The 23,555-nt window shown below is 39.7% G+C and carries 22 protein-coding genes, 1 tRNA gene, 1 other RNA gene and 1 pseudogene; 13 read left to right on the top strand and 12 right to left on the bottom strand.

The genetic code is table 11. The features are described from left to right. The first annotated feature begins 151 nt into the window (after positions 1 to 151). The 8 genes from ABP870_RS06600 to ABP870_RS06635 all read left to right on the top strand — a co-directional run bounded on the left by ABP870_RS06600 (position 152) and on the right by ABP870_RS06635 (position 7,837). Positions 152 to 535, top strand: coding sequence for a VOC family protein (locus tag ABP870_RS06600; protein ID WP_350014658.1), 384 nt, complete (start codon positions 152 to 154; stop codon positions 533 to 535). Positions 536 to 550: 15 nt separating this feature from the next. Beyond that, positions 551 to 1,174 (top strand): DUF1349 domain-containing protein, encoded by a 624-nt coding sequence (locus ABP870_RS06605; RefSeq protein WP_350014659.1) that lies wholly within the window; start codon positions 551 to 553, stop codon positions 1,172 to 1,174. Then, positions 1,171 to 1,977, top strand: a complete 807-nt coding sequence (locus ABP870_RS06610; RefSeq protein ID WP_350014660.1) for a Cof-type HAD-IIB family hydrolase — start codon at positions 1,171 to 1,173, stop codon at positions 1,975 to 1,977. The genes ABP870_RS06605 and ABP870_RS06610 overlap by 4 nt, the downstream gene beginning before the upstream one ends. Positions 1,978 to 2,161: 184 nt before the next feature. Then, a complete protein-coding gene (locus tag ABP870_RS06615; protein ID WP_350014661.1) occupies positions 2,162 to 4,627 on the top strand; it encodes a bifunctional 2',3'-cyclic-nucleotide 2'-phosphodiesterase/3'-nucleotidase in 2,466 nt (821 codons plus the stop codon). Between the two features lie 459 nt (positions 4,628 to 5,086). After that, the gene (nrdI, locus tag ABP870_RS06620; RefSeq protein WP_350014662.1) at positions 5,087 to 5,545 is read left to right on the top strand and encodes a class Ib ribonucleoside-diphosphate reductase assembly flavoprotein NrdI; all 459 of its coding nucleotides are present in this window, start codon (positions 5,087 to 5,089) and stop codon (positions 5,543 to 5,545) included. A 119-nt stretch (positions 5,546 to 5,664) separates the two neighbouring features. Next, positions 5,665 to 6,702: a M42 family metallopeptidase gene (locus ABP870_RS06625; RefSeq protein WP_350014663.1), complete on the top strand. Its 1,038-nt coding sequence runs from the start codon at positions 5,665 to 5,667 to the stop codon at positions 6,700 to 6,702. Between the two features lie 126 nt (positions 6,703 to 6,828). Beyond that, positions 6,829 to 7,335: an STM3941 family protein gene (locus tag ABP870_RS06630; RefSeq protein WP_350014664.1), complete on the top strand. Its 507-nt coding sequence runs from the start codon at positions 6,829 to 6,831 to the stop codon at positions 7,333 to 7,335. A 1-nt stretch (position 7,336) separates the two neighbouring features. Next, complete coding sequence (locus tag ABP870_RS06635; RefSeq protein ID WP_350014666.1) at positions 7,337 to 7,837, top strand: AAA family ATPase; 501 nt, start codon at positions 7,337 to 7,339, stop codon at positions 7,835 to 7,837. Between the two features lie 25 nt (positions 7,838 to 7,862). Here the strand turns inward: ABP870_RS06635 and ABP870_RS06640 are convergent, their stop codons facing one another. From ABP870_RS06640 to ABP870_RS06665, 6 genes are all read right to left on the bottom strand, one after another. Beyond that, complete coding sequence (locus tag ABP870_RS06640) at positions 7,863 to 8,672, bottom strand: endonuclease/exonuclease/phosphatase family protein (RefSeq protein ID WP_350014667.1); 810 nt, start codon at positions 8,670 to 8,672, stop codon at positions 7,863 to 7,865. A 163-nt stretch (positions 8,673 to 8,835) separates the two neighbouring features. Continuing rightward, the gene (locus ABP870_RS06645; protein WP_350014669.1) at positions 8,836 to 11,025 is read right to left on the bottom strand and encodes a PTS transporter subunit IIBC; all 2,190 of its coding nucleotides are present in this window, start codon (positions 11,023 to 11,025) and stop codon (positions 8,836 to 8,838) included. Positions 11,026 to 11,229: 204 nt separating this feature from the next. Beyond that, positions 11,230 to 11,976 carry a 16S rRNA (uracil(1498)-N(3))-methyltransferase gene (locus ABP870_RS06650; protein ID WP_350014670.1) on the bottom strand — a complete coding sequence of 249 codons (747 nt, stop codon included), beginning with the start codon at positions 11,974 to 11,976 and terminating at the stop codon, positions 11,230 to 11,232. Next, on the bottom strand, positions 11,977 to 12,924 hold the full coding sequence (gene prmA / locus ABP870_RS06655) for a 50S ribosomal protein L11 methyltransferase (RefSeq protein WP_350014671.1): 948 nt from the start codon (positions 12,922 to 12,924) through the stop codon (positions 11,977 to 11,979). A 337-nt stretch (positions 12,925 to 13,261) separates the two neighbouring features. Continuing rightward, positions 13,262 to 14,170, bottom strand: a complete 909-nt coding sequence (locus tag ABP870_RS06660) for a GIY-YIG nuclease family protein (RefSeq protein WP_350014672.1) — start codon at positions 14,168 to 14,170, stop codon at positions 13,262 to 13,264. Between the two features lie 2 nt (positions 14,171 to 14,172). Beyond that, positions 14,173 to 14,643, bottom strand: coding sequence for a DUF3013 family protein (locus ABP870_RS06665; protein ID WP_350014673.1), 471 nt, complete (start codon positions 14,641 to 14,643; stop codon positions 14,173 to 14,175). 96 nt (positions 14,644 to 14,739) lie between these two features. Here ABP870_RS06665 and ABP870_RS06670 point away from each other — a divergent pair, with 96 nt between their 5' ends. From ABP870_RS06670 to ABP870_RS06685, 4 genes are all read left to right on the top strand, one after another. Continuing rightward, positions 14,740 to 15,237 (top strand): GNAT family N-acetyltransferase, encoded by a 498-nt coding sequence (locus ABP870_RS06670; protein WP_350014674.1) that lies wholly within the window; start codon positions 14,740 to 14,742, stop codon positions 15,235 to 15,237. Beyond that, positions 15,230 to 16,498, top strand: a complete 1,269-nt coding sequence (locus ABP870_RS06675; RefSeq protein ID WP_350014675.1) for a replication-associated recombination protein A — start codon at positions 15,230 to 15,232, stop codon at positions 16,496 to 16,498. The genes ABP870_RS06670 and ABP870_RS06675 overlap by 8 nt, the downstream gene beginning before the upstream one ends. Positions 16,499 to 16,574: 76 nt before the next feature. Then, a non-coding RNA gene (ssrS, locus tag ABP870_RS06680) (6S RNA) lies at positions 16,575 to 16,769 on the top strand. A 5-nt stretch (positions 16,770 to 16,774) separates the two neighbouring features. Further along, positions 16,775 to 16,847: transfer RNA gene (locus ABP870_RS06685), tRNA-Lys, on the top strand. Between the two features lie 81 nt (positions 16,848 to 16,928). Here the strand turns inward: ABP870_RS06685 and ABP870_RS06690 are convergent. The 5 genes from ABP870_RS06690 to ABP870_RS06710 form a co-directional block, all read right to left on the bottom strand. Continuing rightward, positions 16,929 to 18,056 carry a site-specific integrase gene (locus ABP870_RS06690; protein ID WP_350014676.1) on the bottom strand — a complete coding sequence of 376 codons (1,128 nt, stop codon included), beginning with the start codon at positions 18,054 to 18,056 and terminating at the stop codon, positions 16,929 to 16,931. Position 18,057: 1 nt separating this feature from the next. Continuing rightward, positions 18,058 to 18,246 (bottom strand): DUF3173 domain-containing protein, encoded by a 189-nt coding sequence (locus ABP870_RS06695; RefSeq protein ID WP_350014677.1) that lies wholly within the window; start codon positions 18,244 to 18,246, stop codon positions 18,058 to 18,060. Between the two features lie 112 nt (positions 18,247 to 18,358). After that, a complete protein-coding gene (locus ABP870_RS06700; RefSeq protein WP_350014678.1) occupies positions 18,359 to 19,102 on the bottom strand; it encodes a rolling circle replication-associated protein in 744 nt (247 codons plus the stop codon). A gap of 184 nt (positions 19,103 to 19,286) precedes the next feature. Further along, positions 19,287 to 20,078, bottom strand: coding sequence for a type IV secretory system conjugative DNA transfer family protein (locus tag ABP870_RS06705; RefSeq protein ID WP_350014679.1), 792 nt, complete (start codon positions 20,076 to 20,078; stop codon positions 19,287 to 19,289). Between the two features lie 507 nt (positions 20,079 to 20,585). After that, entirely contained in the window at positions 20,586 to 20,921 is a 336-nt protein-coding gene (locus tag ABP870_RS06710; RefSeq protein ID WP_350014680.1) for a hypothetical protein, read from the bottom strand. Positions 20,922 to 21,131: 210 nt separating this feature from the next. Between ABP870_RS06710 and ABP870_RS06715 the strand changes: the two genes are divergently transcribed. Then, complete coding sequence (locus ABP870_RS06715) at positions 21,132 to 21,869, top strand: helix-turn-helix domain-containing protein (RefSeq protein WP_350014681.1); 738 nt, start codon at positions 21,132 to 21,134, stop codon at positions 21,867 to 21,869. Between the two features lie 20 nt (positions 21,870 to 21,889). Here the strand turns inward: ABP870_RS06715 and ABP870_RS06720 are convergent. Further along, positions 21,890 to 23,335, bottom strand: a pseudogene (locus ABP870_RS06720) (IS1182 family transposase). Positions 23,336 to 23,555 lie beyond the last annotated feature (220 nt).

Below are 23,555 nucleotides of genomic sequence, written 5' to 3' on the forward strand. Positions count from 1 at the left end.
AATAATCTTCCCTTATTGGCTTTAAAGCATTCTTCGCATACTGACAGCAAGCCTGTACATAGGATACTATCATAACAAGCTAAGATAATACTATCTTCTGATTAGAGTTAGCGTTATAATATTAAGAAAAGAGAAGAAGAGAGGTAGTCTTGTGACACTTTCAATCGAACACATCGGACTCTGGTGCCAAGATTTAGAAACTATGCGTGCTTTTTATGAAACCTATTTCAAAGCCAAGTCCTCCGAAAAATACTATAATCCTAAGTCTGGATTTTCGTCTTACTTTCTAACCTTTACATCTGGGGCTCGCTTGGAGCTGTGCCACCGCGCAGATATCAAAAAGGGTGACAAAGATACCTTTGGACTGACCCATCTGGCTTTCTCGCTAGGATCAAAAGATGCGGTGGATGACTTTGCTTATGGCGTGCAGGCACAAGGATTTCCAATCATCAATGGCCCACGAACAACTGGCGATGGCTATTATGAAGCAGTTATCCTTGATCCTGAAGGTAACCAGCTGGAACTGACTATCTAAGAAAGAAGAGGTGTTATGATGACATTAACTTTGAAGGATTTCAAGTGGACTCGTCCACCTAAAACTTACCAAGTCACCGATTATCAGGTGTCCTTGACAACCGAGCCGCATACTGATCTTTGGCAAAAAACTTACTATCACTTTGTGAATGACAATGCCCCCCTTTTTCAAATGACAACCGAGGAACCTTATTTTTCCTTTACGGTTAAGACTAATTTTGAAAATAGCGGCCACCGCTTTGACCAGTGTGGCATCATTCTCTATCAGGACAGCGACAATTGGATCAAAGGATCGATTGAGTATGAAAATGAAAGATTTCAACATCTCGGTAGTGTAGTGACCAATCATGGTTATTCTGACTGGGCGACCACAGAGATTCCGACGACTGTCAAAAGCATGTGGTATCGTCTGAGCCGTCGAGAACAGGATTTTTGTATTGAATCTTCAAAAGATGGCAAGACTTTTGAACAGATGCGGATTTGTCATCTTCACGAAGCGAAAGGAGCAGTTAATATTGGTGTCTATGCCTGCTCACCGGAAGCATCCAGTTTTACCGCCCTATTTACTGATTTTGATTATGGCGACTGCGTTTGGCAAGCTCACCATGGACAAGCACCAGATGAGGAGGACATCAAATGACTGTTAAAGTATTTGCGACCGATATGGATGGTAGTTTTCTTAATTCTCAAAATGAGTATGATCGAAAGCGTTTTAAACGAGTGTTCAACACCATTCAAGCATCAGGTGCTCGTTTTGTAGCTATTTCGGGCAATCAATATTATCAAATTCGGTCCTTTTTTAAAGATTACGAAAAGGAGATGACTATCGTTGGGGACAATGGTGCTTATATTGTTGAAAATGGACGCTTTTTAACCTCCTTTACCATTGCTAAATCCGTTATTAAAGAGGCAATCACCTTCATTGAGCGTGAGATTCCCCAAGCGAGAATCCTACTTTGTGGTGAAAAATCAGCCTATCTCAAATCATCTATGCCGCAAGACGACAAGGATTATTTTGGACTTTATTACCATCGACTCACAGAGGTAGATACCTTTGATACACTCCCAGACGATAACTTTCTCAAATGTTCCATCAATATCCCACCAGAAAAAACCTCCGCTATCAGTCATTACTTTAACCAAGCATTTCCCGGACAAATGACAGCCACCTCAGCTGAAGATGGCAATATCGATCTCATTGCCACAGGTGTCCATAAAGGGGCTGCTTTATCGCTTTTACTGGAAAGATGGGGATTAACTAGTCAAGAATTAGCCACTTTTGGCGATGGCGGCAATGATTTGGAAATGTTGGAGTTAGCTAACTATTCTTACGCCATGGCTAATGGCTCTGAAAAAGTGAAAGAAGTGGCGCAGTATCAAGCCCCTTCTAATGACCAGTCGGGAGTCCTGGCGACTATCGAAGAACTTTTGAAAGCAAAATAGGGTTATGATGATTAGCTCTTGAAATACAATAACCACTGTTAACCATCTGCAAAAATAACTATATTGCTACTGTTTACCAAACCACCTGAACAAAACATTCGTTTTATTCAGGCGTTTTATTGATGAAAAGGGTTTCTTTTTGTATAATGTTTGTGGAAATATTTTTTATCACAAAGGAGATCTTATGAAAAAGTATTATTGGTCCAAAAGCGCCCTTTTGTTATCTCTTCTGGCAGCCGCAACTAGCGCTAGCCTCGTTCAAGCAGAAGAAACAACAAACTCAACAGCCTCCACTGACCCTAATATTGCCAGCCAAGCGACATCGACTACTCCAGCTTTAGAAACACCTCCTACACCAGTCGGAAATACAGTAACAGAGCAAGCTCCTGATACCAATACAGCTGACCTATCTGAACCTACTACGACAGGTGCTGCCGATGCCACATCGACAGCAGCCCAACCCGTTGCAGCTGATACTAACGATACCGTTGCTCCTCAAGAAGGGCAAGCTGTAGATGTCCGCATCCTCTCAACTACTGACCTTCACACTAACTTAGTCAATTACGATTACTACCAGGATAAAGCCTCACAAAGTATTGGCTTAGCCAAAACGGCTGTTCTGATCCAAAAAGCCAAAACTGAAAATAGCAACGTCCTCCTCGTCGACAACGGTGATCTTATCCAGGGAACACCACTTGGCACCTACAAAGCTCTAGTTGACCGTGTTGAAAAAGGCGAACAACATCCCATGCACGCTGCCCTAAAAGCTCTTGGCTTTGATGCTGCAACACTTGGAAATCATGAGTTCAACTATGGTTTGGACTACCTCCAAAATGTCATTGCCACAGCAGGACTGCCAATCGTCAATGCTAATGTTATCGATGCAACCAGTAAACAACCACTCTTTAAACAATACGAAATCCTCACCAAATCTTTCAAAGATGCTGACGGTAAGCAAGTCAATCTTAAGATTGGTATTACAGGAATCGTGCCGCCACAAATCCTCAACTGGGATAAGGCAAACTTAGAAGGCAAGGTCCTTGTTCGCGATTCAGTCAAAGCCTTAGAAGAATTAGTTCCAAAAATCCGCCAAGCAGGTGCTGACATTGTCCTCGTTCTTTCTCACTCTGGTATCGGCGATGATGAATATCACGAAGGCGAAGAAAATGTTGGTTACCAAATCGCTGGAATCAAAGGGGTTGATGCTGTCGTAACCGGTCACTCACATGCCGAATTCCCTTCAGGAGATGATACTGGATTTTACGAAAAATATGCCAACGTTGATGGGGTAAATGGAACTATCAATGGGACACCGGTTACTATGGCTGGTAAATATGGAGATCATCTTGGCGTTATCGATCTTGGTTTGACTTACACTAATGGCAAATGGGAAGTCACTAAGAGTCATGCTGAAATCCGCGAAATTGACAAGAAAAGCGATGTGGCTGACCCAAATATCGTAGCCCTTGCTGACGAAGCCCATCAAGGCACCATTGCCTATGTGCGTAAGCAAGTCGGCACAACAACAGCCCCTATCAACAGCTACTTTGCACTCGTCAAAGATGATCCTTCTGTTCAGATTGTGAATAATGCACAGCTTTGGTACGCTAAGCAAGAACTGGCTGGAACACCTGAAGCAGAACTTCCTCTACTATCTGCAGCAGCACCATTTAAGGCTGGTACGCGAGGTGATGCATCAGCTTATACTGATATTCCTACTGGTCCAATCGCGATTAAAAATGTGGCTGATCTCTATCTTTATGATAACGTCGCAGCGATCCTAAAAGTAACCGGAGCTGATTTAAAAGAATGGTTGGAAATGTCTGCAGGTCAGTTCAACCAGATTGATCCAACAAACACTAAACCACAATCGCTCGTCAATATGGAATATCGCACCTACAACTTTGATGTGATTGATGGTCTCACCTACGAATTTGATGTTACCCAACCAAATAAATACGACCGCAATGGTAACTTGGTTAATGCTGATGCGAGCCGCGTTCGAAACCTCAAATATAATGGTCAAGTCATCGATCCCAATCAAGAATTTATGGTTGTAACCAATAACTACCGTGCTACTGGAAGCTTCCCAGGGGTTAAAAACGCAAGCATCAATCGTTTGCTTAATCTTGAAAATCGCCAAGCCATTATCAACTACATCTTGGCTAAAAAAACCATCAATCCTTCGGCGGATAATAACTGGCGTTTTGCAGACACCATAAAAGGGCTTGATTTACGTTTCAATACAGCAGATAACGCTAAAAACTTAGTCAAAGACAGTGAAGAATTGGTTTATCTCAATCCATCTGCTACGATGGAGGGATTCGGAGACTATCGCTTTGTCTACACAGAGGCTAAGACTAGTGAAACACCTGGTGGCAATGAAGATTCCCACCAAAATGCTCAAACACCATCTCCTCTAGATCCAGAAACACGCACTGCTATTCATCATCTGGTTGCCACAGCCTATGCACAAACACAAGCAGCCAATGCGACTGAAAAGCAAGCTCTCGCTGCAACCAAAAATGACCAAGCAACTTTACCAAATACCGGTGAAACAAACTCACTTTGGATGACCATCCTAGGAATTATGAGCCTTGGCTTTGTGGCTAAAGTCAAAAAACACCGCAACAACGAAACAAGCCATTAAGACTACCATAGGATAACTACCTATTAACATCCTACCCAAGCAAAAGCAACTGAGGACTGTTTTTTCTGTAAAGACAGATGTCAAAAATCAGTTGCTTTTTTAATTCTTCTTTTTTGGCTTAATGATTAAGGGAAAGACTTGTTCACAATGCTAAAAACGGTCATACTATCTGATCTTGGCAGGTGTTTTTGAATACGTAACGCATACATTCTTATAAACATAGATGGCTTGATTACTTTCGCAATATAACAGGCTAAGTCATCTCTAGGACATTCCTTTCTCTTCATTCGTCATTATCAACCGAGAATCAGTTTCATTGGTAAGAAGTCAGTCAACAAGCTAATCTTTCAATCATTGATGTCCCTCTTCTCTTTTTATTAGTCATTTTTAGAATAAAACTCCCCATTTAGATATGCTATAATAAAAGCGATGAAAAATATCTATTTATCTGGAGGTCATATGGAATCACTTACCCTTGTCTATGTCAGTCTCAGTGGCAATACTCACAGTTTTGTCAAACGCTTTGCTAGTTTTCTCAAAGAAAAGCACAACATTGACTCCAGATTGATTAACATCAAAGACCTTAAACACGAAACATTTCCTGTCAAAGAACCTTTCCTTGCCCTTCTTCCGACTTATCTTGAAGGCGGAAATGGCCTGGATACTGGAGATACTGAGATTTTGACGACACCATTGCGACAATTCATCGCAGCTCATGATAACTACAAAAATTGCTTTGGTATCATCGGCTCTGGTAATCGTAACTTCAACAACCAGTATTGCCTTTCAGCCAAACAATACGCTGAACAATTTGGCTTTCCCATGTTAGCTGACTTTGAACTTAGAGGAACATCAGCTGATATCGAACGCATCGCTCCAATTGTTCTAGACACTTGGCAGACTTTTGAAAAACCATAGCACTACTGAAAAGTGAATGACAAAAGTTTTAACTGCTAGTCTGTTATGCTTTGATATATCCTACTCTTTAAATGAAATATCTATAACCCTATTAGAAATACACTGACAAAGGAGAGCTTATGAAAACAACCGTAGATTACATCACAACGCTGACTAACATCCCCTCACCAACTGGCTTCACCAAAACGATTATGAACTACATTGTGTCAGAGTTACAACATTTTGGTTATGAACCTATTCGTACCCATAAGGGCGGGGTTATGGTCTCTATCGAAGGTCAAGATAACCAGCAACACCGTGTGGTTACTGCCCATTTAGACACATTAGGGGCCATGGTTCGCGCCATCAAACCAGATGGACGCCTTAAAATGGACTTAGTCGGTGGCTTTGTTTATAACGCTATCGAAGGCGAAAACTGCACGATACATGTCGCAAAAACTGGCAAAGAAATTTCTGGAACCATTCTCATGCACCAAACATCTGTTCATGTTTACAAAGATGCTGGCACTGCCGAACGTAATCAAGCTAACATGGAAATACGCCTAGACGAAAAGGTTACCAGCGCTGAAGAAACACGCGCTCTAGGCATCGAAGTCGGAGATTTCATTTCCTTTGATCCCAGAGTTGTTGTCACTCCAAACGGTTTCATCAAATCACGCCACCTAGATGATAAGGTCAGCGCAGCCATTCTCTTAGAACTGCTCAAAACCTATAAGGAAGAAAATACCAAACTACCACACACAACCCACTTCTACTTCTCAGCCTTCGAAGAAGTCGGACACGGCGCTAACTCAAGTCTCCCAGCGCAAGCTGTTGAATACTTAGCCGTCGATATGGGAGCCATGGGAGATGATCAAGCCACTGACGAGTACACCGTTTCTATCTGTGTCAAAGACGCTTCTGGTCCTTACCATTATGAGCTTCGTCAGCACATGGTTTCGCTTTGTGAAGCTAACCACATCCCTTACAAATTAGACATCTATCCTTATTATGGTAGCGATGCTTCAGCTGCTGTTAGTGCGGGGGCTGAAGTCAAACATGCCCTTCTTGGCGCTGGAATCGAATCGAGTCATTCCTACGAGCGTACTCATACAGACTCTGTGGAAGCAACCGAGCGTCTAGTCGATGCCTATCTCAAAAGTCCAATGATAGACTAGTTGACCTTAAACCTCTAGTCATCATCTACTCGAGCTTCTTAACGAACCTCATGATTGACCTCACTAGCTTTAAATACCAAGTATAGACAGCAAAGCCTAATTGGAAGGCACATCAGGAGAAAACATATGCCAGAACCTATTATTGTCTCTCATAAAAAAATAGGAGATATCATCTACGCTTTTGGAGCTCTCTGCTTTGTCTTAATAGGCCTAGTCTTCCTGACTGTCCCCAGTCTCTCCGTTCAATTAGTAGGACTTCTCTCAATTGCCTTTTTTGGCTTTTGTTTAGTCATGTACATCAAGAGAATTTTCAGAAAGCACCCCTTACTAATCATTGACGAGCGGGGAATCACTGATCATTCTTCAGCCTTGGCTATTGGATTTATTCCTTGGGAGGATATTAAAAACGTAGAACTCCGCCATATGTTCGACCAGATTTTTATCAGTGTCGAGGTCACCTCTCATGATGCTTATTTAGCAAAAATGACGCCCCTCCAGCGCCAGACTACAAAAGCTAATCTTAAAATGGGATACCCTCTCGTCAATATCACTCTGAACACCACTGGAACAAACCCTCAAGCTATTCATCAAAGAATTGAGGAAGACTTTGGACACTATTACAGAAAGGGTTGATATGGCGACTTTAATCATGATACGTGGCAACTCTGGATCGGGAAAAACCAGTCTAGCCCACTCTCTTCAAAAAGAATTAGGAGAAAATACCCTTTTACTATCCCAGGATTTACTAAGGCGAACAATGCTTCATGCCCACGATGGGTTCGATACACCAACTGTTCCCCTTCTCCTTAATTTACTAGACTATGGTTTTAATCATAATCAAACGACTATTTTAGAAGGGATTCTAAAATCAGATTGGTACCAGCCAGTCTGGCAAAGAATCATCGAACTTTATGGTTTAGCCAATACTTATGCTTACTACTGCGACCTGCCTTTCTATGAGACACTAAAACGCCATAATACTCGTGATAAAGCTAAAGAGTTTGGTGAAGAAGCCCTCAAACGTTGGTGGGTAGAAAAAGATTATTTGGCAGACATTCCTGAAACAAAATTAACAAGAGCACTTTCTCTAGAAACTGCCAAAACTCTCATCCTTTCAGACCTCAAAAAGTCCTGATGATTAGTGTCATCAGGACTTTTTCTTATATTAGCTCAATCTCCAAACCAAAATGATCACTCACCACTGGGCCATTGTTGCCATCAAAAACAACTGTTGAAGACTTAACCTTAAAAGAGCTATCTACAAAGGCGTGATCAACTTTGAGAGCTAACTCGTTGCCTTCCCAACCATCAATATCAGCTAAGATGGTGTGATCTCCCAAAGATTGTTCTGCTACCACATGACTATCTTGAAGGTTCAGAGAGCTGTTAATAACTTGTTGATAACCTTCATTTCCTGTGGGATTGTTGAAATCTCCCATTAAAATAAGAGGGTTATGTTCATTTTCAAGAGCTTGAGCAAGACGAGGCCACTCCGTCTCAAAGCCTTTCTCCCACCAAGATAGGTGTAAGCTGACAATAGAAAGATCCTTTTCATCAATCTGCGTACGCACTAGAAGTGCTCGCCTAGTATGATAATCGGTAGGATCCACTGATTCTGAAGCTAAGATATCAATCGCCTCAATCGGTGTCTTGGATAAAATAGCTACACCTTCATGAAAGCGATCATAACCGATGTGGTTGTAGACCCAAGACCAATGGTAGTTAACTCCTTGCTCTTTTAAAGCCATCACTAATTTTAGAGCATAATTGTCTTCGTGAATAGCTGGGTTAACCATCAAGGGATGATAATTAAAAGGATGCTCAACTACTTTTGTTTCAATAAGCTGATTAATTTCCTGTAAGCAGATGATATCATAATCATTCTCTAAAATGGTTGAAAGTAAGTTCTGGAACTTTGTTTCCATATCTTCTTCCATCCATGAATGTGTATTTAAAGTTAATAACTTCATGACCGCTTCCTCTCTATACTTCCAAAAAGGGTAACTAAACCGTAGAACTAATATCCAGAAAAACAAGTGATCCTGTTCAGCATAACCTACTGAACAAGCATCATAAATGAAAGAATCCGAGCTTTTGACTCAGATTCTATGATTATAGCTGCTTTTTAAGCGCTTATAGGCTAACACGCGCAACCATTTCTTTAGCAGACTGGTGTCCTGTCTTGTCTAATGAGACAGATTCAATTTCAGCTGTATTTGTGAAGGCAACAACCGTTGTTACTTCACGACCTGCCGAACGAATGGCATCGAGATCAGCTACGACTAAGAGATCACCTAGGGATACACGTTGTCCATCAGTAACTTTAGCTGAGAATGGCGCACCATTAAGAGCTACGGTATCAAGACCTACGTGAACTAACACTTCCAAGCCATTATCCGTTAATAGTCCAAAGGCATGCTTAGTTGGAAAGACGCTAGTTACGACACCAGATACTGGTGAGTAGATATTACCATTGACAAGTTCAACGGCAAAACCATCTCCCATCATTTTTTGTGAAAAGACTGGGTCAGAAACATCTGTAATCGGAAGAACATCTCCATCAGCAACAGTTGCAATGGTTTCGATTACACCTTTAAACGATGCATTGACCTGTGATGTTTGCTCAACTTCTTGAGTTGTTACTGTAGGAATCTCAGCACCTGAATCCAACAAATCTTGAATGTCAGATTTTAAGATGTCGGCTTTTGGTCCGTAAACCGCTTGAACACCATTTCCTTTGACAATCAAGCCCATTGCTCCAGCCTGTTTCCAAGCATTTTCAGAAGCAACTTTTTCAGTATCATTTACACTGACACGAAGACGAGTCATACAAGCATCTACATCAGCGATATTAGCTTTACCACCAAGAAGGTTGATAATTTGAACAACTTGTGAGTTAGCATCAGCAACCGCACCAGTTTCTGTGCTTTCAGCATTATCGCCTAACATATCGGCGTCATAGTTACCATTACGTCCTGCAGTGGCTAAATTCATTTTCTTAATCATGAAATCTGCAACAAAGTACATAATAGCAGCAAAGAGAAGAGAGACCCAGATAAAGTTGATAAGATCCATTCCCAGACCGGCTTTAATAGCCATAGGCGTACGTGTTAAAAGTTCAATATTACCAAATGAGTGAACACGAAGGTTAACAATATCTGCCATTGCAAAGGCTGCCCCTTGAAGGAGTGCGTACACGACATAAAGTGGCATTGCAGCAAACATGAACATATATTCAAGAGGTTCTGTAACACCAGTTAAAAATACCGCCGCTGCAGCTGATACAAACATTGCTTTGTATTTTTTCTTCTTATCAGGATCAACGTTGCGATACATGGCAAGTGTGAGTCCCATCAAAATACCGGTTGCACCGATCATTTGACCAACTTTGAAACGAGCTGGTGTCACTGAGTTAAACAAATCATTATAAGCTGCTGTATCGCCAGCACCTTTAAGATTTACTAAGTCTGTTACCCAAGCCAACCAGAGTGGGTCTTGTCCAAACACTTGACTTCCGGCACCTGAACCTGTCAAGATATCATAAGTACCTCCAAGAGCAGTGTAGTTCATAGGGATCGTCAACATGTGGTGAAGACCAAATGGTAAGAGTAGACGTTCCAAAGTACCATACAAGAATGGTGCTAATACTGGTGCTGTGTCTTGTGATGAAGCAATCCATTTACCAAAGCCGTTAATTCCTGATTGAATAACTGGCCAGAAGAGTGCCAATACAATCGCTACGATAGCAGAGCGAAGGATAACCACAAATGGCACAAAGCGTTTACCGTTAAAGAAAGTCAAGGCATCTGGTAATTTGCGGTAATTATAATACTTATTGAAGGCAGTTGCACCGACAAAACCAGCAATAATACCAACAAATACCCCTGTATTAAGAGCAGGATACTCCAAAACACTTGTAAAGTAATCAGCAACTACCATCTTAGTGCCTAAGAAACTTGTCAAAGTAGCTTTAGAATCGGCAAGCATGTCGCCTGAAACACCATAGATAGCCCCTGTGATACGGTTGATCAAGACAAAGGATAAACCGGCTGCAAAGGCACCACCAGCACGTTCCTTAGCCCAGCTACCACCAATTGCCAAAGCAAAGAGCAAATGAAGGTTACCAATAACGGCCCAACCAATTTGAGCTACGACATTACCGATATTTGCTAAAACAGCAGAATCTTGATTAATAAGAGGGATAGAGTTCCCAATACTAACCATCAGACCCGCCGCTGGCATAACCGCAATAACAACCATCAAACATTTTCCGAATTTTTGCCAAAACTCGAAACTAAAAAATTGTTGAAATTTTTCTTTCATGTGACTTCTCCTCATAGTATTTAGACACAATGTCTTTAAGTTGAACTTACGCAAGCGTTTGCGTTGTTTGTAACATTATTATAACACCTTTTTAAAATTTGTAAAGCGATTTCACGTGAAAAAATTAAAAATCTTTTGAACTCATAGTTGCTCCTCAATCATGGAAGAGAAAAGAAGCAGAATATTGTTCTACTTCTTATTATTCTATTGTCCCCGCAATTCTGTCGCGAAGCTGATAGCTGATAGGGCATATAATGGTGCGGTCTCTGTCCGCATAATGCGGGGCCCAAGTCCACACGTTAGGGCTCCTGCAGCTTCTAAAGCTGCGACTTCTTTAGGGGAGATACCTCCTTCAGGCCCGAAAATAAAGAGGATTTTCGTTCCTTTTTCTATATCTTTTAATTCACGCGCCAAGACAGCCATTTCGCCTGCTTTGGCGGATTCTTCATAAGCGATAAAAATCTTATCGAACTCGCCCAAACACGCTAGAAAGTCTTTCTTAGCATCAAACAATCGCACTTCTGGTACTCGATTTCGTTTTGACTGCTCCGCAGCCCCAAGAGCGATTTTAACTAATTTGTCTTCCTTTTTGGCTATTTTTTTACCATCCCATTTGACCACTGACCAATCCGCTGGAAAAGCCCAAATGGCACTTGCGCCTAACTCTGTCACTTTTTGCGTAATCAACTCTAGCTTATCACCCTTGGGAAAACCTGAAGCTATCGTGACACGGACTGGTAATTCCGTATCCTCAAGCCATTCCTCGACAAGCTCAAAAGAATGTTCCGAAGCATCCAAAACCTTAGCCAAATGTTTGACACCGTCTTCAAAAACCAAGACGACCTCATCACCTTCAGTCAAGCGCATGACGTTAAACATATGCTTGATAGTATCTTTATCAGTGATCATAATAGGATTTTCAGGCGCTCCCTTTACAAAATACTGCTGCATCTAGCCTCCAATCACACCGGAAATATCGTCGGTTTTCTTGAAAATGCAGGCGTTCCACTCACCCTGAATCATATGGGTTTCAAGGAAGAAGCCAGCCTTTTCAGCACTCGCGCGAACCATCTCCCACTTATCAGCAATGATACCAGACATGATGAGATAACCCTCGTCCTTGACCAAGCGATAGGCATCGTCTGTCAGATGAATGAGAATGTCTGCCAAAATGTTAGCAACAATGACATCCGCCTCAATGTCAACCCCTTTTAACAAATCCCCAGCTGCTACATGAATGTTTTCCATATTAGGGTTCATATCGATATTTTCCTGAGCCACGCGCACGGCTACATCATCCAAATCATAGGCAAAAATCTCTTTGGCACCCAAGAGTGAGCTCGCAATGGAAAGCACACCAGAACCAGTCCCCACATCAAGAACCGTCTCGCCACCACGAAGCACCTGCTCCAAAGCAAACAAACTCATCTTAGTCGTCGGGTGCGTTCCCGTGCCAAAAGCCATACCCGGATCTAGCTTAATGACCTTCTCACCAGCACCTGCCTCATAATCCGTCCAAGACGGCACAATCGTTAAATCGTGGGTAATGCGGGCAGGTTCGTAGTATTTCTTCCAGTTGTCTGCCCAGTTTTCTTCGGCTAATTCTTTTGAAGCAAGAGCGTAATCGCCCAGTGTCACCCCAGATTTAGCCAGTCTGCCAAGACCATCTTGAAGGTGCTCCGTAACTTCAGATAAGTCCATAGTATCAGGGTAATAAGCCGTAATTGCAATCATATCGGACTGCTCCACTTCAGGGTAAAGTTCACCGAAGCGATCCTCCTGACCAATATAATCAGCAGAGTCCGCAATCGCAACCCCCTGACTCCCCGTTTCAATAAGGAGGTTAGAAACCGCCTCCTCAGCCTCACGCAAAACGTGAATGGTAAGTTCATTCCACATATAAGATACAAAGGGACGCTTCGCTTGCGAAAATTTTTGTAGAAAAATAGGAAAACTAACGACAACGCTCGCGTCTAGGCAGTTTTATCTTTTTTCCTAGAAAATTAGTCCCATGTTCAGTTTAACCCTTTATATTAAACTGAACGCTCCTTTCTATTTCATTTTTGTTTAGAGCGGGTTCGGTTAGATAAGCTAACTAAACCAATTCCTTTCAATTAGTTAGTTTTTACTCGCTTTTATACCCATGTTCAGTTAAACGATCCCCAAAGTTTCTTACTATCCCTTCTTCTAGGGTAAATCAATTAGTTAAACTAGTTGAATTCGTTCTTTTTAAACTTTAGTCAGTTACTTCTTGTTCTTCTATTTCTTTTAGCGTCATGCCTAGCTGATTTTTCCAGTCCGTCCGACCGTTCGTAGTCATTCCCAAAACAAACGTGGCTGCAGTTGAAGCGCTATTAAACAGCTGATTTTGCTGCAAAATGCCAGCTTGAATCGCACCTTTTTTTGCCAACTCTTCCCTCAACTTCTGCACTGTTTGAGAAATATACGGAGCAGCAATCATATCAACCATACTCCCTTTTAAGACCACAAAACCTTCCGTCGTTCGTTTACAAGTTGCCCTAATTTCCTGCTTAGATTTCTTTGTCCTACGTTTGAGATAAAGGAGTTCTTCATTGTCTACCTGTTTCTCCTTAGAAAGAGATTCTGACTGGATAAGAGGTACAAATAACTTATAGCCTAACGTGCCGATAATCATGGTCGCATATTCGATGATTTCATCTAATTCTGCTTGCTTCTCTTCGGTCACATGACCTGGATTGGGTTCATTGCCATTTTTGACGACAAAACGTCCTGCCTCTTTCGCAAGATTGGTGAACGAATTTTCCAAATAGCTAATTTCTGTTGGGCCAAAGGAGTTATTTTGCGTTGTCAAAATAATCACATCGTTGAAATAATCTGCGTGGGAATCTCTGGTATGCTCCTGCACACGAAAGAGGACACCCTCGCCATTTTTCCGAGTGGTCGCTTGGCCAATATAGGTGATGTCCTTTTGACTATTATCGTCCTTACCAAACAGAAAATAAATCCCACTTTGCTTGAGCTCATCGCGCTCCTTAAGACTAGCAAGTTGAATCCTAGGAATTTTATACAAAACGCCTGTCCAATTGGAGAGCGTACACTTCATACGTCCTGTAACATCTCCATCCATCAGAAAAATATTAATGTTTTTTCTCCGACTGACCATCTCTAATACCTCGGATACCCATAGCGTTCTGTTTCTACCAACTCTGCCCTACCTTTTTCAAAGGCGTTGTCGTCCCACTTGAGAGCAAATTCTGGGATGCTATCGTCTTGTAAGAAGTCCATGAGGTCGCTAATTCCCTCCATAGTCACATCATTCAACGTTTTGGCAAAATAGCCCAAAAACTCACGTGACAACCCTTTTTTGGGTTCATAAGGGATAGCTACCAAGTAATCTTCTGGATCAAACTTGGTTTTAGCTGGATTGTAAAAAAGGACAAAATCTTCGAAAACAATGTCATCATTAGAAACTTCTGCCGCATCATCAATGACTTCAACTTCTGACTTGTTTTGCGCTTCTAAAACAACCACGACCTCGACGGCATGATTTTTTTTATCCCAGTCTATCGCAAAGTCTACATCTAGGTGTTTTTCTAATGCTTCTTCTAAAACCGATAAAAATCCAAACTTAGCCATGCTTTCCTCACTCAAGAATGATATTAAAATCACTTCTCGTCTTATTATTTATAGTATAATAATTTTAACATAATTTAACCGAAGGAAAGTATAAAAATGAACATTCGTTACATGACCTTAGACGATATTGAGGATATTGTCTCACTAGAAAACAAGGTCTGGACAGCAGAAACAACGCCTGCTCCTCTACCCATCTCTGACGCCAACAAGGTCATTGAAAAATACGAAAACAACACCAAATACCTAATCGCTGAAGACAACGACGGTCTTGTCCTAGGTGTTCTGGATTTCCACGCCTTTTATCCTTTTGAATCTGGCAAACATGTGGTGACTTTTGGCATTGCTGTTGATCCTGAGGAACGCCGAGAGGGGGTTGGACAAGCTTTGATTGACTACTTCTTCAAAGAAGCGATAGCCGAAAACTATCGTAAGGTTATCATCCATGTTCTTAGCACCAATCATCAAGCGGTGCAATTCTATAAGGAACTAGGATTTACCCAAGAAGCCCGCATCAAAGAAACCTACCTCATCAATGGAGACTATGTGGATGACTTGATTTTCACTTACACTTTGGAGGATGATAGTAATGCCTGATAATTTAGCCCTACGCATGCGACCACGCAATATCTCAGAGGTCATTGGACAGGAGCATTTGGTGGGGGAGGGAAAAATTATCCGCCGCATGGTTGAAGCCAACATGCTCTCTTCCATGATCCTCTATGGTCCTCCCGGAATTGGGAAGACCTCTATCGCAAGTGCCATTGCTGGAACCACTAAGTATGCTTTTCGTACCTTTAATGCCACGGTTGACACTAAAAAACGCCTGCAAGAAATCGCCGAAGAAGCCAAGTTTTCTGGTGGACTGATACTGCTGCTAGACGAGATTCATCGCCTTGATAAGACTAAGCAAGACTTTCTCCTTCCACTTTTAGAAAATGGCAATATCATCATGATTGGTGCCACAACGGAGAACCCTTTCTTCTCTGTCACTCCTGCTATCCGCTCCCGCGTTCAGATTTTTGAGCTGGAGCCCTTGGATAACGATGACATCAAGCTAGCTATCCAAACGGCCATCTCAGACAAGGAGCGGGGCTTTACTTTCGATGTGTATTTAGACAGCGCAGCCTTGGACTTTATCGCTACTGCTACCAACGGAGATCTGCGCTCTGCTTACAATTCCTTGGACCTGGCGGTTATGTCTACACAAGAAGACGCTGACGGTAGTCGTCACATCACACTAAGCACGGTTGAAAACAGTTTGCAGCGCAGCTATATTACCATGGATAAAGATGGGGACGGTCACTACGATGTCCTCTCAGCTCTGCAAAAGTCTATCCGTGGCTCTGATGTCAATGCTAGCCTCCACTATGCCGCTCGCCTTGTGGAAGCTGGCGACTTGCCAAGTTTAGCGCGACGATTAACGGTTATCGCCTATGAGGATATTGGTTTGGCCAATCCTGAAGCCCAGATCCACACCGTAGCCGCCTTAGAAGCAGCACAAAAGATTGGGTTCCCCGAGGCAAGAATCTTAATAGCCAATGTGGTCATCGATCTAGCCTTATCTCCAAAATCCAATTCAGCATACCTCGCTATGGATGCTGCTTTAAAAGACCTACGACGCTCAGGAAATCTTCCCATCCCAAGACATTTGCGAGATGGTCATTACGCTGGGAGTCAGGAATTAGGCAATGCCCAAGACTATAAATACCCACATGCTTATCCAGAAAAATGGGTCAAACAGCAATACTTACCCGATAAGTTGAAGCAGGCAAATTATTTTGACGCCAATGAAACAGGCAAATACGAACGGGCTCTCGCTGCTAACAAACAGCGAATTGACAAGCTTTCTCAGTGATTTTATAGCAAACGCTTCCAAATTTTGAGATTTTCTCTTGAAATTTTTAAAAAAAGTGGTATCATAATTAATAGAAATATGGCTGTGGTATACGAATTCACATCTAAGTGTTGACCGACTAATTCTTTGTATTTTCGGGAGACAAGCGTTTCTTGACAGTATGCAAGCCGTTTCACGCGGAAGCAACTAAAGCCAAGAACAAGTCGCCCACCTGCTTTATTGCGCGGGTTCAATACAAGCCGTGAATCATCGGTACCAATACAGCTTTTTCTTTACGCCTCCTTAGCTCAGTTGGTAGAGCAGTGGACTCTTAATCCATGGGTCACAGGTTCGAGCCCTGTAGGGGGCATCTAACTATACAGAAAAAAGCCCTTTAGATAGGGCTTTTAATGTGCCTTGAAGTGGATTTGTTGCGTAATTTGTTGCGATTTTAAATAAAACTTTTAATGACTTCAAATTCTTCAGTAATTTTTTCTTCCAAGGTATGACCATAAACTTCAACTAGCATGGATATATCTTTGTGTCCCAAAACTTTTGCGATAACCCCTAAGTCAATGTTATTATGCCAAAGATAACTACCAAACGTATGGCGAGCGCCTTTAGTAGTAATCAAAGGTCTAATATCAAGTTCTAACAACATGCTTTTCATAGCTTTATTAACGGTCGCAATATCTGGTACACCCTTTTCATAACCAAAATGTTGGAAAACCATATTATCTGGATTTGCTATACCTAACTCTTTGTTGGCTCTAGTTTGATATTTTTTTAACCTTTTTAAAATATCCACCAGTTCCCTTGTAATCGGAACCTTTCGGATTGATGATTTATTCTTAGGTGGCGTAAACTTATGAACCAAGGTATTGTATCGTCTATAGGTACTAATCATTTCCTGTTTATAATCAATATCTTGCCATGTTAAGGCTATCAATTCTGAATACCTCATGCCTGTTTTAAAGAGAAAATAGATAACATAAGGAACAATTGACTTATGATAATCACATTTTTCTTTCAAATAGTTTAGAACCGTTAAATAATCTAGCTCTGTATGTAAATATTTATCCGAACTATCTTGTCCTTGCTTTGGTGAAAATAATTCTACAGAAGCTGTAAAATCTTCTATAAACACCTTATCTGCAATTGCCATCTTAAGACAAGCTCTGATATTACTATTCAACCGCCCTAAATGGTTTCTAGAAACTGTTTGACCATAAGTATTCATAATTCTTTGGTATTCACTAGCTCTAATCTTTGAAACTGGTTTACTACCAAACAATCGAATAACAGTTTTCTTACGCATAATGTATTTATCTTTGGTTTGCTGACTTTTATTACTCGGTAAAATTTTTAAATCTAACCACTCTTGATATAATTCAGGTAGTGTCATATCAGGTCGAAGGACACTTCCAGTATTAATTTTGTGTAATACTCTCTCCGCAACTAATTTCGCTTCTTTTTTAGTTTTAAATCCACTCTTATAATCAAGACTTTTGTTTCCTTCACGAATGGTATATGACCATAAGCGTTTCTTTCCACGTTGATTATAAGCGATATAAGCCATTCTAAAGCTCCATTCCTAAGACTTCTGAAACAACACTTTTAGGAACAACCATCAATCGTTTACGTTCATAAAAGGTATAGCCTCGAGAAACTAGCAATTCTCTAGCTTCATGAATAATAGCGTCCGCGGTAGCCTTGCGATAACCAAGTTGAACTAATTCTTTATTTGAAATCGTACTTTGAACTTCCATTATTGTTTTCTCTCTTTCTATGGTATACTATTGTTGGTTAATTTATAAATGACGACTTACTATAGGGGTGAGTCGTCTTTTTCGTATTTGTTCATGAAATTATTCACTTAATCTATATTTTTATTTTTTGATAAATCACCTTATTTTCTACCCACTTACCATCCTCCTTTACTTTAGAGATGTACTCATTTTGATAAACAATGAGTTTATCATCTACTAAATCTTCAATATTTTCTTTATCAAAAATACGTAATTCCTTTGGTCTGACTAGATTTTTTGAAGAATAATAGGATTTTTTCCCTTTATTTTCTAAAAGTTCTTGTCCCAAACCTTTTTCCATATATTTAGTAATATATCGTCCTCTATTTTCTTTTGAATCAACAGCAACTTTGTTTATCCAAACTGAACCGTTTCCCCATGTTTTTAACAAAATTTCATGAGGAATATAAGGTAAATTGAATAACAAAATATGAGCATGTAAAGAACCTCGCTTTTGCTTTTCAATTACAGCAACGTACTTTAATTTTTTTTGTTTTGTTTTAAATACATAATAATTCAAACGCTTCATGAACTTATCAAACATACTATTAAATTGAGAACGGTCTTGAATATTATCTTTTGTCGTTATCGTTAAAAATTTTGTTGTATTATCTATAAAATTTGTATCAATCAATCTCATAAGTTCATGCTTAGCGCTATATCTAGATTTTAATAATCGTTTGTATTTAGTTACATCATCAGATCCATTATTTTTATACGCCCTTTTCTTCTTCTCGAATCCATAAGCGATTGGCTTCTCATAACTCCAAACTTCAATATAGGACGATGTTTCAACAATTCTTTTGTTATACTTCATTCGATCCAATTTTCTCGTTATGTTTGCCTATATAATAAATAAAGCAATTGAGCTACGCTCAATTATCAGTCCTTTGAAATTATAGAACCGGCTCCGCCTAAAAACGCTCCGTTATCGTCAACAAGTTGACGATTTTTTTCTATATTTTCACAGGACTATATTTTTGGTAACTTAATGCGTAATTTCATTCTATGTAAACAGTCGGAGGATTGTTCAAAAGCCTACTAAAGATTGCTTTAATGTCCATTTTAGTTGTGTCCATATAGGGAGCAACAAATGCTTTTGGAGTTGACCAGCCTTGACCATCAAGATAAATATAACCTTTACCTACGCCTTTTTCAGCCCGAGGTAATTTTTTAAACGATTCTCCAAGTGCCATTCTATAAGATTCTTCTTGAACCTTGCCAAATATAACGCGTAGACCACAATTTTCTCTTATGACCGTATTCAGAGTATCAGCCGAAAGCCTTTGACTCGAAATAATAACAAATACGTTGGATTGTCTACCTTTCAAAATAAGTTGTTTCAAATATTGCTCGGCTTCTTTTCCTAATTTCTTGTCTTCTTCTACAAGAGCTAAAACTTCGTCAAAAAATATAAAAACAGGTCTCAATCCTAACTTGTAAGCGTCATCACCAAGTTTACTAGATGAAATTTGAAAATATTTTTCATATCTTTCATTCATTAATTCTGTGATTTCTCTTAAAACACGGCAAATTGCTGATGGAGTTGTAGCAACATGATGCTTCCTCTTCTCTTCTGGAAAACAATAGCGAAGAGAAGAAAAATCACTGCGTTTTGGGTCTAATATATAGATATCTGCACCAATCTCAGCTACACTCAACATTAAATAATACATAAAAAATGTTTTTCCACTCGATCGTGGACCACTTACTTGAGCCATTGGGTCTAAATGCCAGTACCAGCGTTTTTCCTTATCAAGTTGAATATACGGTTCACCATTTTGAGCTAACATCAATCCTATTTCCTCCGTTATCGTAAGACATCACATATGTTGTAAAGCTAGGTTTACTATCATCTACTTCTTCGACGTACAATTTTAGTGCTGTCTCAAGAATTGGTTGAAGATCGTTCATCTGTTTAGCATTTTTTAGACCATTCGGATGGAACTCAACAAATAATTTATTATTTTTCTTATAATACACAAATTCCGAAGAGTAGATTACCTCTCCAGTTGTATCATTCACTGAAAAGTAATTATTTGTAAATAGTATCTTCTTTAATTGATGTCTAGTTGTCCAAAATCTTAAAAAAGGGGAAAAGCATATAGAAATGAGCAAACAAAATAACAAAATGTATACGGAAATTCTATAAAGTTCCTCAGATACCTGGTAGGATGGGTTAAAGATTTGTTTAATTTGATTATGTAAAATAATTAATAAGATTGGAATCAATCCAAGCAATAAAGGAAGTAAAAAAATCCATTTTGTCAGTGGTTTTCTACGTAACTTGACTCTTTTCTTCATTTATCAGAACCATTCTTTTTGATAACAAAAACATCATCAGCAGAAAAAGTTAATTGAGAATTAAACAGACCAATTCTAAGGTTTTTGAAATTAACTTGCTTACCCTTGATTTGGGATAAATCACCGCTAGAGATTGATGGGCTTGTATTTCTAACTTTAATTTGTATCAAATCCATGAAAACTACCGAATCTTCATCTTGAAGAGAAATCATCATTTTTATTCCATCTTTTTCATTGGAATTATATTTTATGCTATCCTCGCTAGAGAGAGCAATGAATTTATTACCGAGAAGCTCTTTTGATGCCTCTAAAAATTGTTTTGTTTGTTGCATAAGCAACTCCTTTCTATTTGTTCCGTTTCATAAAAAAACAACGGAACTGATTGATAAAATTTTTTGATAGATTATATCTATCTAAAACTATTGTAACTCTTTGTTCCATTATAGTCAAATACAAACGGAACAAAACGTTGAATTAATTATAACTTTGAATAAATTCTATAAATAGCTTATAATTACTTTATAAATACTGGAGCCTATAATATGAAAATTAATAAAGAAGCTGTCTCTAAGCGACTGCGCCAAATACGAATCAATAAAAATTTAACCATGGATGAATGGGGACAAATACTTGGGTTAGCTAAAAGCTCCATTTCGAGATGGGAAAATGGCACAATCCCACATCCTCGAACCCTCAAAAAAGTTGCTGAATTATCTAATATTGATTTAAATTATATACTTTACGGTACATTGACGGATTATACTATTTCTTTTCTTCAACAGTTTCCTCTAACATTCGAACTCCTAGATGATACAATGGATTTCTTTTTGGATCTGACTAGTTATATGAACAAAAATTATTATACCTATGGAGATGATGATAAAATAATTGATTATATATTAACTAGATACCCAGCTTATGCTCCTATTCTAGAAAACGAATTAAACTCTTACGATAATGCTCATGAGTTAGTAATCAATGAGCTTCGCCATTATGATGTTGAAGATAATCCTATCTATAGATTACATTATCTGGAAAAAATCGATGAATTATTTCAATTAATACAAAAAGAAAGAAAAAGTGAACCATCTATCAAAAAACAAAGTGATTTCATTGGCTTAAAACTTGCACTTTCTTTACTAATTCAAAGTGAAAAATTATCTGAACAAGAGTACCAGCCCACCAATAGAAAAGAAGCAGACAGTTTAAAAGAGCAATTCAATCAATACATTGATAATATTTTTAAAAATTATGATGATTATTTCAATCCCAGAGAATAGGATAGACCAAAAACTCTATCCTATTCAGACCGAAGACAAACTTCATTTCGAGGCTTGTCTTTTTTGATGTCTCCTATTTTTGAAGTAAAAAATGGGGAATCAAGCTGAATTTGACCAAAATAAAAAGGCCTTCCCGCCATCATTTTAACCAATTTTTTGATATTTAAGCACGCCAAAGTTAGCCCAACCTTATCTTCCATTTTGGACTTACCTTTCTCTCTCGTGTAACGTAGATTGTGATACTCCTTAGCCATCCCAAAGAGCCGCTCTATTGTCTCTTTACGTTTCTGATACAGCTCTTTCATCCCTCTCTGATGACGGATATCTTCACAAATGTCAAGATAATCCTTCCAAACATGACGAGTAACCACTTTCTGATGGTTTTGACTTTCTGTACAGATGCCTAATAAAGGACAGCTGGCACAAATCTTGGAATCGCTCTTGTACTCGCGATAGCCATCTCTAGTTGTGGTGCGGTAAGTTAATTCGTGATTTTCAGGACAAAGGTAACAATCATAATACTCATCGTAAACAAAATCTTTAGGGCGAAGTTTGCCTTTGATACCTCTTGGTCTGGTGTAAGAAAAAACAGGAGTGATGGCTTTTTCTAACAAAAACTTGGCAATACTTGGCGTCTTGTAACCTGAATCGGCAATGATAAAGCTAGGTTGAAAAGGTTCAATCTGGGCAAAGAGCGCAGGAAAGCCTTGACTGTCATGGACATTGCCTGCCTCTACACTATAAGCGAGTGCCCAGCCATGCTTATCACAGGCAACCTGAGCAGAGTAAGCAAAGACTTCCTTGTGCTCCCCCTTGTGAAACCAGCCGCTTTCTGGATCTGTCGTGGAGATTTTCTTTTCCTTAGCCTCGCTTTTTATGACGGGCTTTAGCGACTTTTTTGCGTGTTTTTTCCTATCACAATCAATCTCAAGTTCTAGTTGGTCACTCATAAATTTAGCTTCTTGTGCCACCAGTTCCTTGCGGTACTTGTGATTGTTAGCAGCAGCCTTAATGTGCGTGCCATCCACAAAAATCTCACTTGGGTCAACTAAACCGGCGATCAGAGCTTGATGCAACACCTGATTAAAAATCTCAGCAATGACTTGTTAGTCTTGGAACCGCCGACTGTAATTCTTGCCATAGGTTGTGAAATGAGGCACCTTATCATCCAAAGTTAAGCCAATAAACCAGCGATAAGCCGTATTGACCTCAATCACTTTAATAGTTTGGCGCATAGAACGGATCCCGTAGAAACATTGGATAAGAGGGATTTTGATGAGCATGACAGGGTCAAGACTGGGACGACCATTATCGGAACTATAGGTATCTTCCACTAAATCATAGATGAAGTCAAAGTCAATCATGGCATCCACTTGACGAAGAAAGTGATCTTCTGGGACGAGCTGGTCAAGCGTATAAAAGCCATATTGGTTCCGGTTATAATCTGGTTTTTCTTTGTGAAACATAGCAACACCTCACAAGTGTTTTCTTTTATTATACTCCTAAAATAATCAAAAAGCCCTTAGAAAATGAATTCTAAGAGCTTTGTCTTCAATCTGTGAATAGGTTACACTAAACTAGACAGAATTTATAAAGTGTTCTACACTAAAGAAAACAGGAGAAACAATATGTCTAGAAAAATACGCCGTCATTTTACGGATGACTTTAAGCAACAAATCGTTGACC

This window comes from Streptococcus jiangjianxini (genome assembly GCF_040225085.1).
Classification (GTDB): domain Bacteria; phylum Bacillota; class Bacilli; order Lactobacillales; family Streptococcaceae; genus Streptococcus; species Streptococcus jiangjianxini.

Excerpts from the sequence above, each read along its gene's own strand:
- ABP870_RS06635 (WP_350014666.1), top strand. The coding sequence starts at position 7,337 with ATGGCGACTTTAATCATGATACGTGGCAACTCTGGATCGGGAAAAACC.
- ABP870_RS06695 (WP_350014677.1), bottom strand. The coding sequence starts at position 18,246 with ATGGAAGTTCAAAGTACGATTTCAAATAAAGAATTAGTTCAACTTGGT.
- ABP870_RS06710 (WP_350014680.1), bottom strand. The coding sequence starts at position 20,921 with ATGCAACAAACAAAACAATTTTTAGAGGCATCAAAAGAGCTTCTCGGT.
- ABP870_RS06690 (WP_350014676.1), bottom strand. The coding sequence starts at position 18,056 with ATGGCTTATATCGCTTATAATCAACGTGGAAAGAAACGCTTATGGTCA.
- ABP870_RS06700 (WP_350014678.1), bottom strand. The coding sequence starts at position 19,102 with ATGAAGTATAACAAAAGAATTGTTGAAACATCGTCCTATATTGAAGTT.
- ABP870_RS06605 (WP_350014659.1), top strand. The coding sequence starts at position 551 with ATGATGACATTAACTTTGAAGGATTTCAAGTGGACTCGTCCACCTAAA.
- ABP870_RS06650 (WP_350014670.1), bottom strand. The coding sequence starts at position 11,976 with ATGCAGCAGTATTTTGTAAAGGGAGCGCCTGAAAATCCTATTATGATC.
- prmA (WP_350014671.1), bottom strand. The coding sequence starts at position 12,924 with ATGTGGAATGAACTTACCATTCACGTTTTGCGTGAGGCTGAGGAGGCG.
- ABP870_RS06645 (WP_350014669.1), bottom strand. The coding sequence starts at position 11,025 with ATGAAAGAAAAATTTCAACAATTTTTTAGTTTCGAGTTTTGGCAAAAA.
- ABP870_RS06625 (WP_350014663.1), top strand. The coding sequence starts at position 5,665 with ATGAAAACAACCGTAGATTACATCACAACGCTGACTAACATCCCCTCA.
- nrdI (WP_350014662.1), top strand. The coding sequence starts at position 5,087 with ATGGAATCACTTACCCTTGTCTATGTCAGTCTCAGTGGCAATACTCAC.
- ABP870_RS06640 (WP_350014667.1), bottom strand. The coding sequence starts at position 8,672 with ATGAAGTTATTAACTTTAAATACACATTCATGGATGGAAGAAGATATG.
- ABP870_RS06705 (WP_350014679.1), bottom strand. The coding sequence starts at position 20,078 with ATGTTAGCTCAAAATGGTGAACCGTATATTCAACTTGATAAGGAAAAA.
- ABP870_RS06665 (WP_350014673.1), bottom strand. The coding sequence starts at position 14,643 with ATGGCTAAGTTTGGATTTTTATCGGTTTTAGAAGAAGCATTAGAAAAA.
- ABP870_RS06715 (WP_350014681.1), top strand. The coding sequence starts at position 21,132 with ATGAAAATTAATAAAGAAGCTGTCTCTAAGCGACTGCGCCAAATACGA.
- ABP870_RS06610 (WP_350014660.1), top strand. The coding sequence starts at position 1,171 with ATGACTGTTAAAGTATTTGCGACCGATATGGATGGTAGTTTTCTTAAT.
- ABP870_RS06660 (WP_350014672.1), bottom strand. The coding sequence starts at position 14,170 with ATGGTCAGTCGGAGAAAAAACATTAATATTTTTCTGATGGATGGAGAT.
- ABP870_RS06615 (WP_350014661.1), top strand. The coding sequence starts at position 2,162 with ATGAAAAAGTATTATTGGTCCAAAAGCGCCCTTTTGTTATCTCTTCTG.
- ABP870_RS06675 (WP_350014675.1), top strand. The coding sequence starts at position 15,230 with ATGCCTGATAATTTAGCCCTACGCATGCGACCACGCAATATCTCAGAG.
- ABP870_RS06630 (WP_350014664.1), top strand. The coding sequence starts at position 6,829 with ATGCCAGAACCTATTATTGTCTCTCATAAAAAAATAGGAGATATCATC.
- ABP870_RS06670 (WP_350014674.1), top strand. The coding sequence starts at position 14,740 with ATGAACATTCGTTACATGACCTTAGACGATATTGAGGATATTGTCTCA.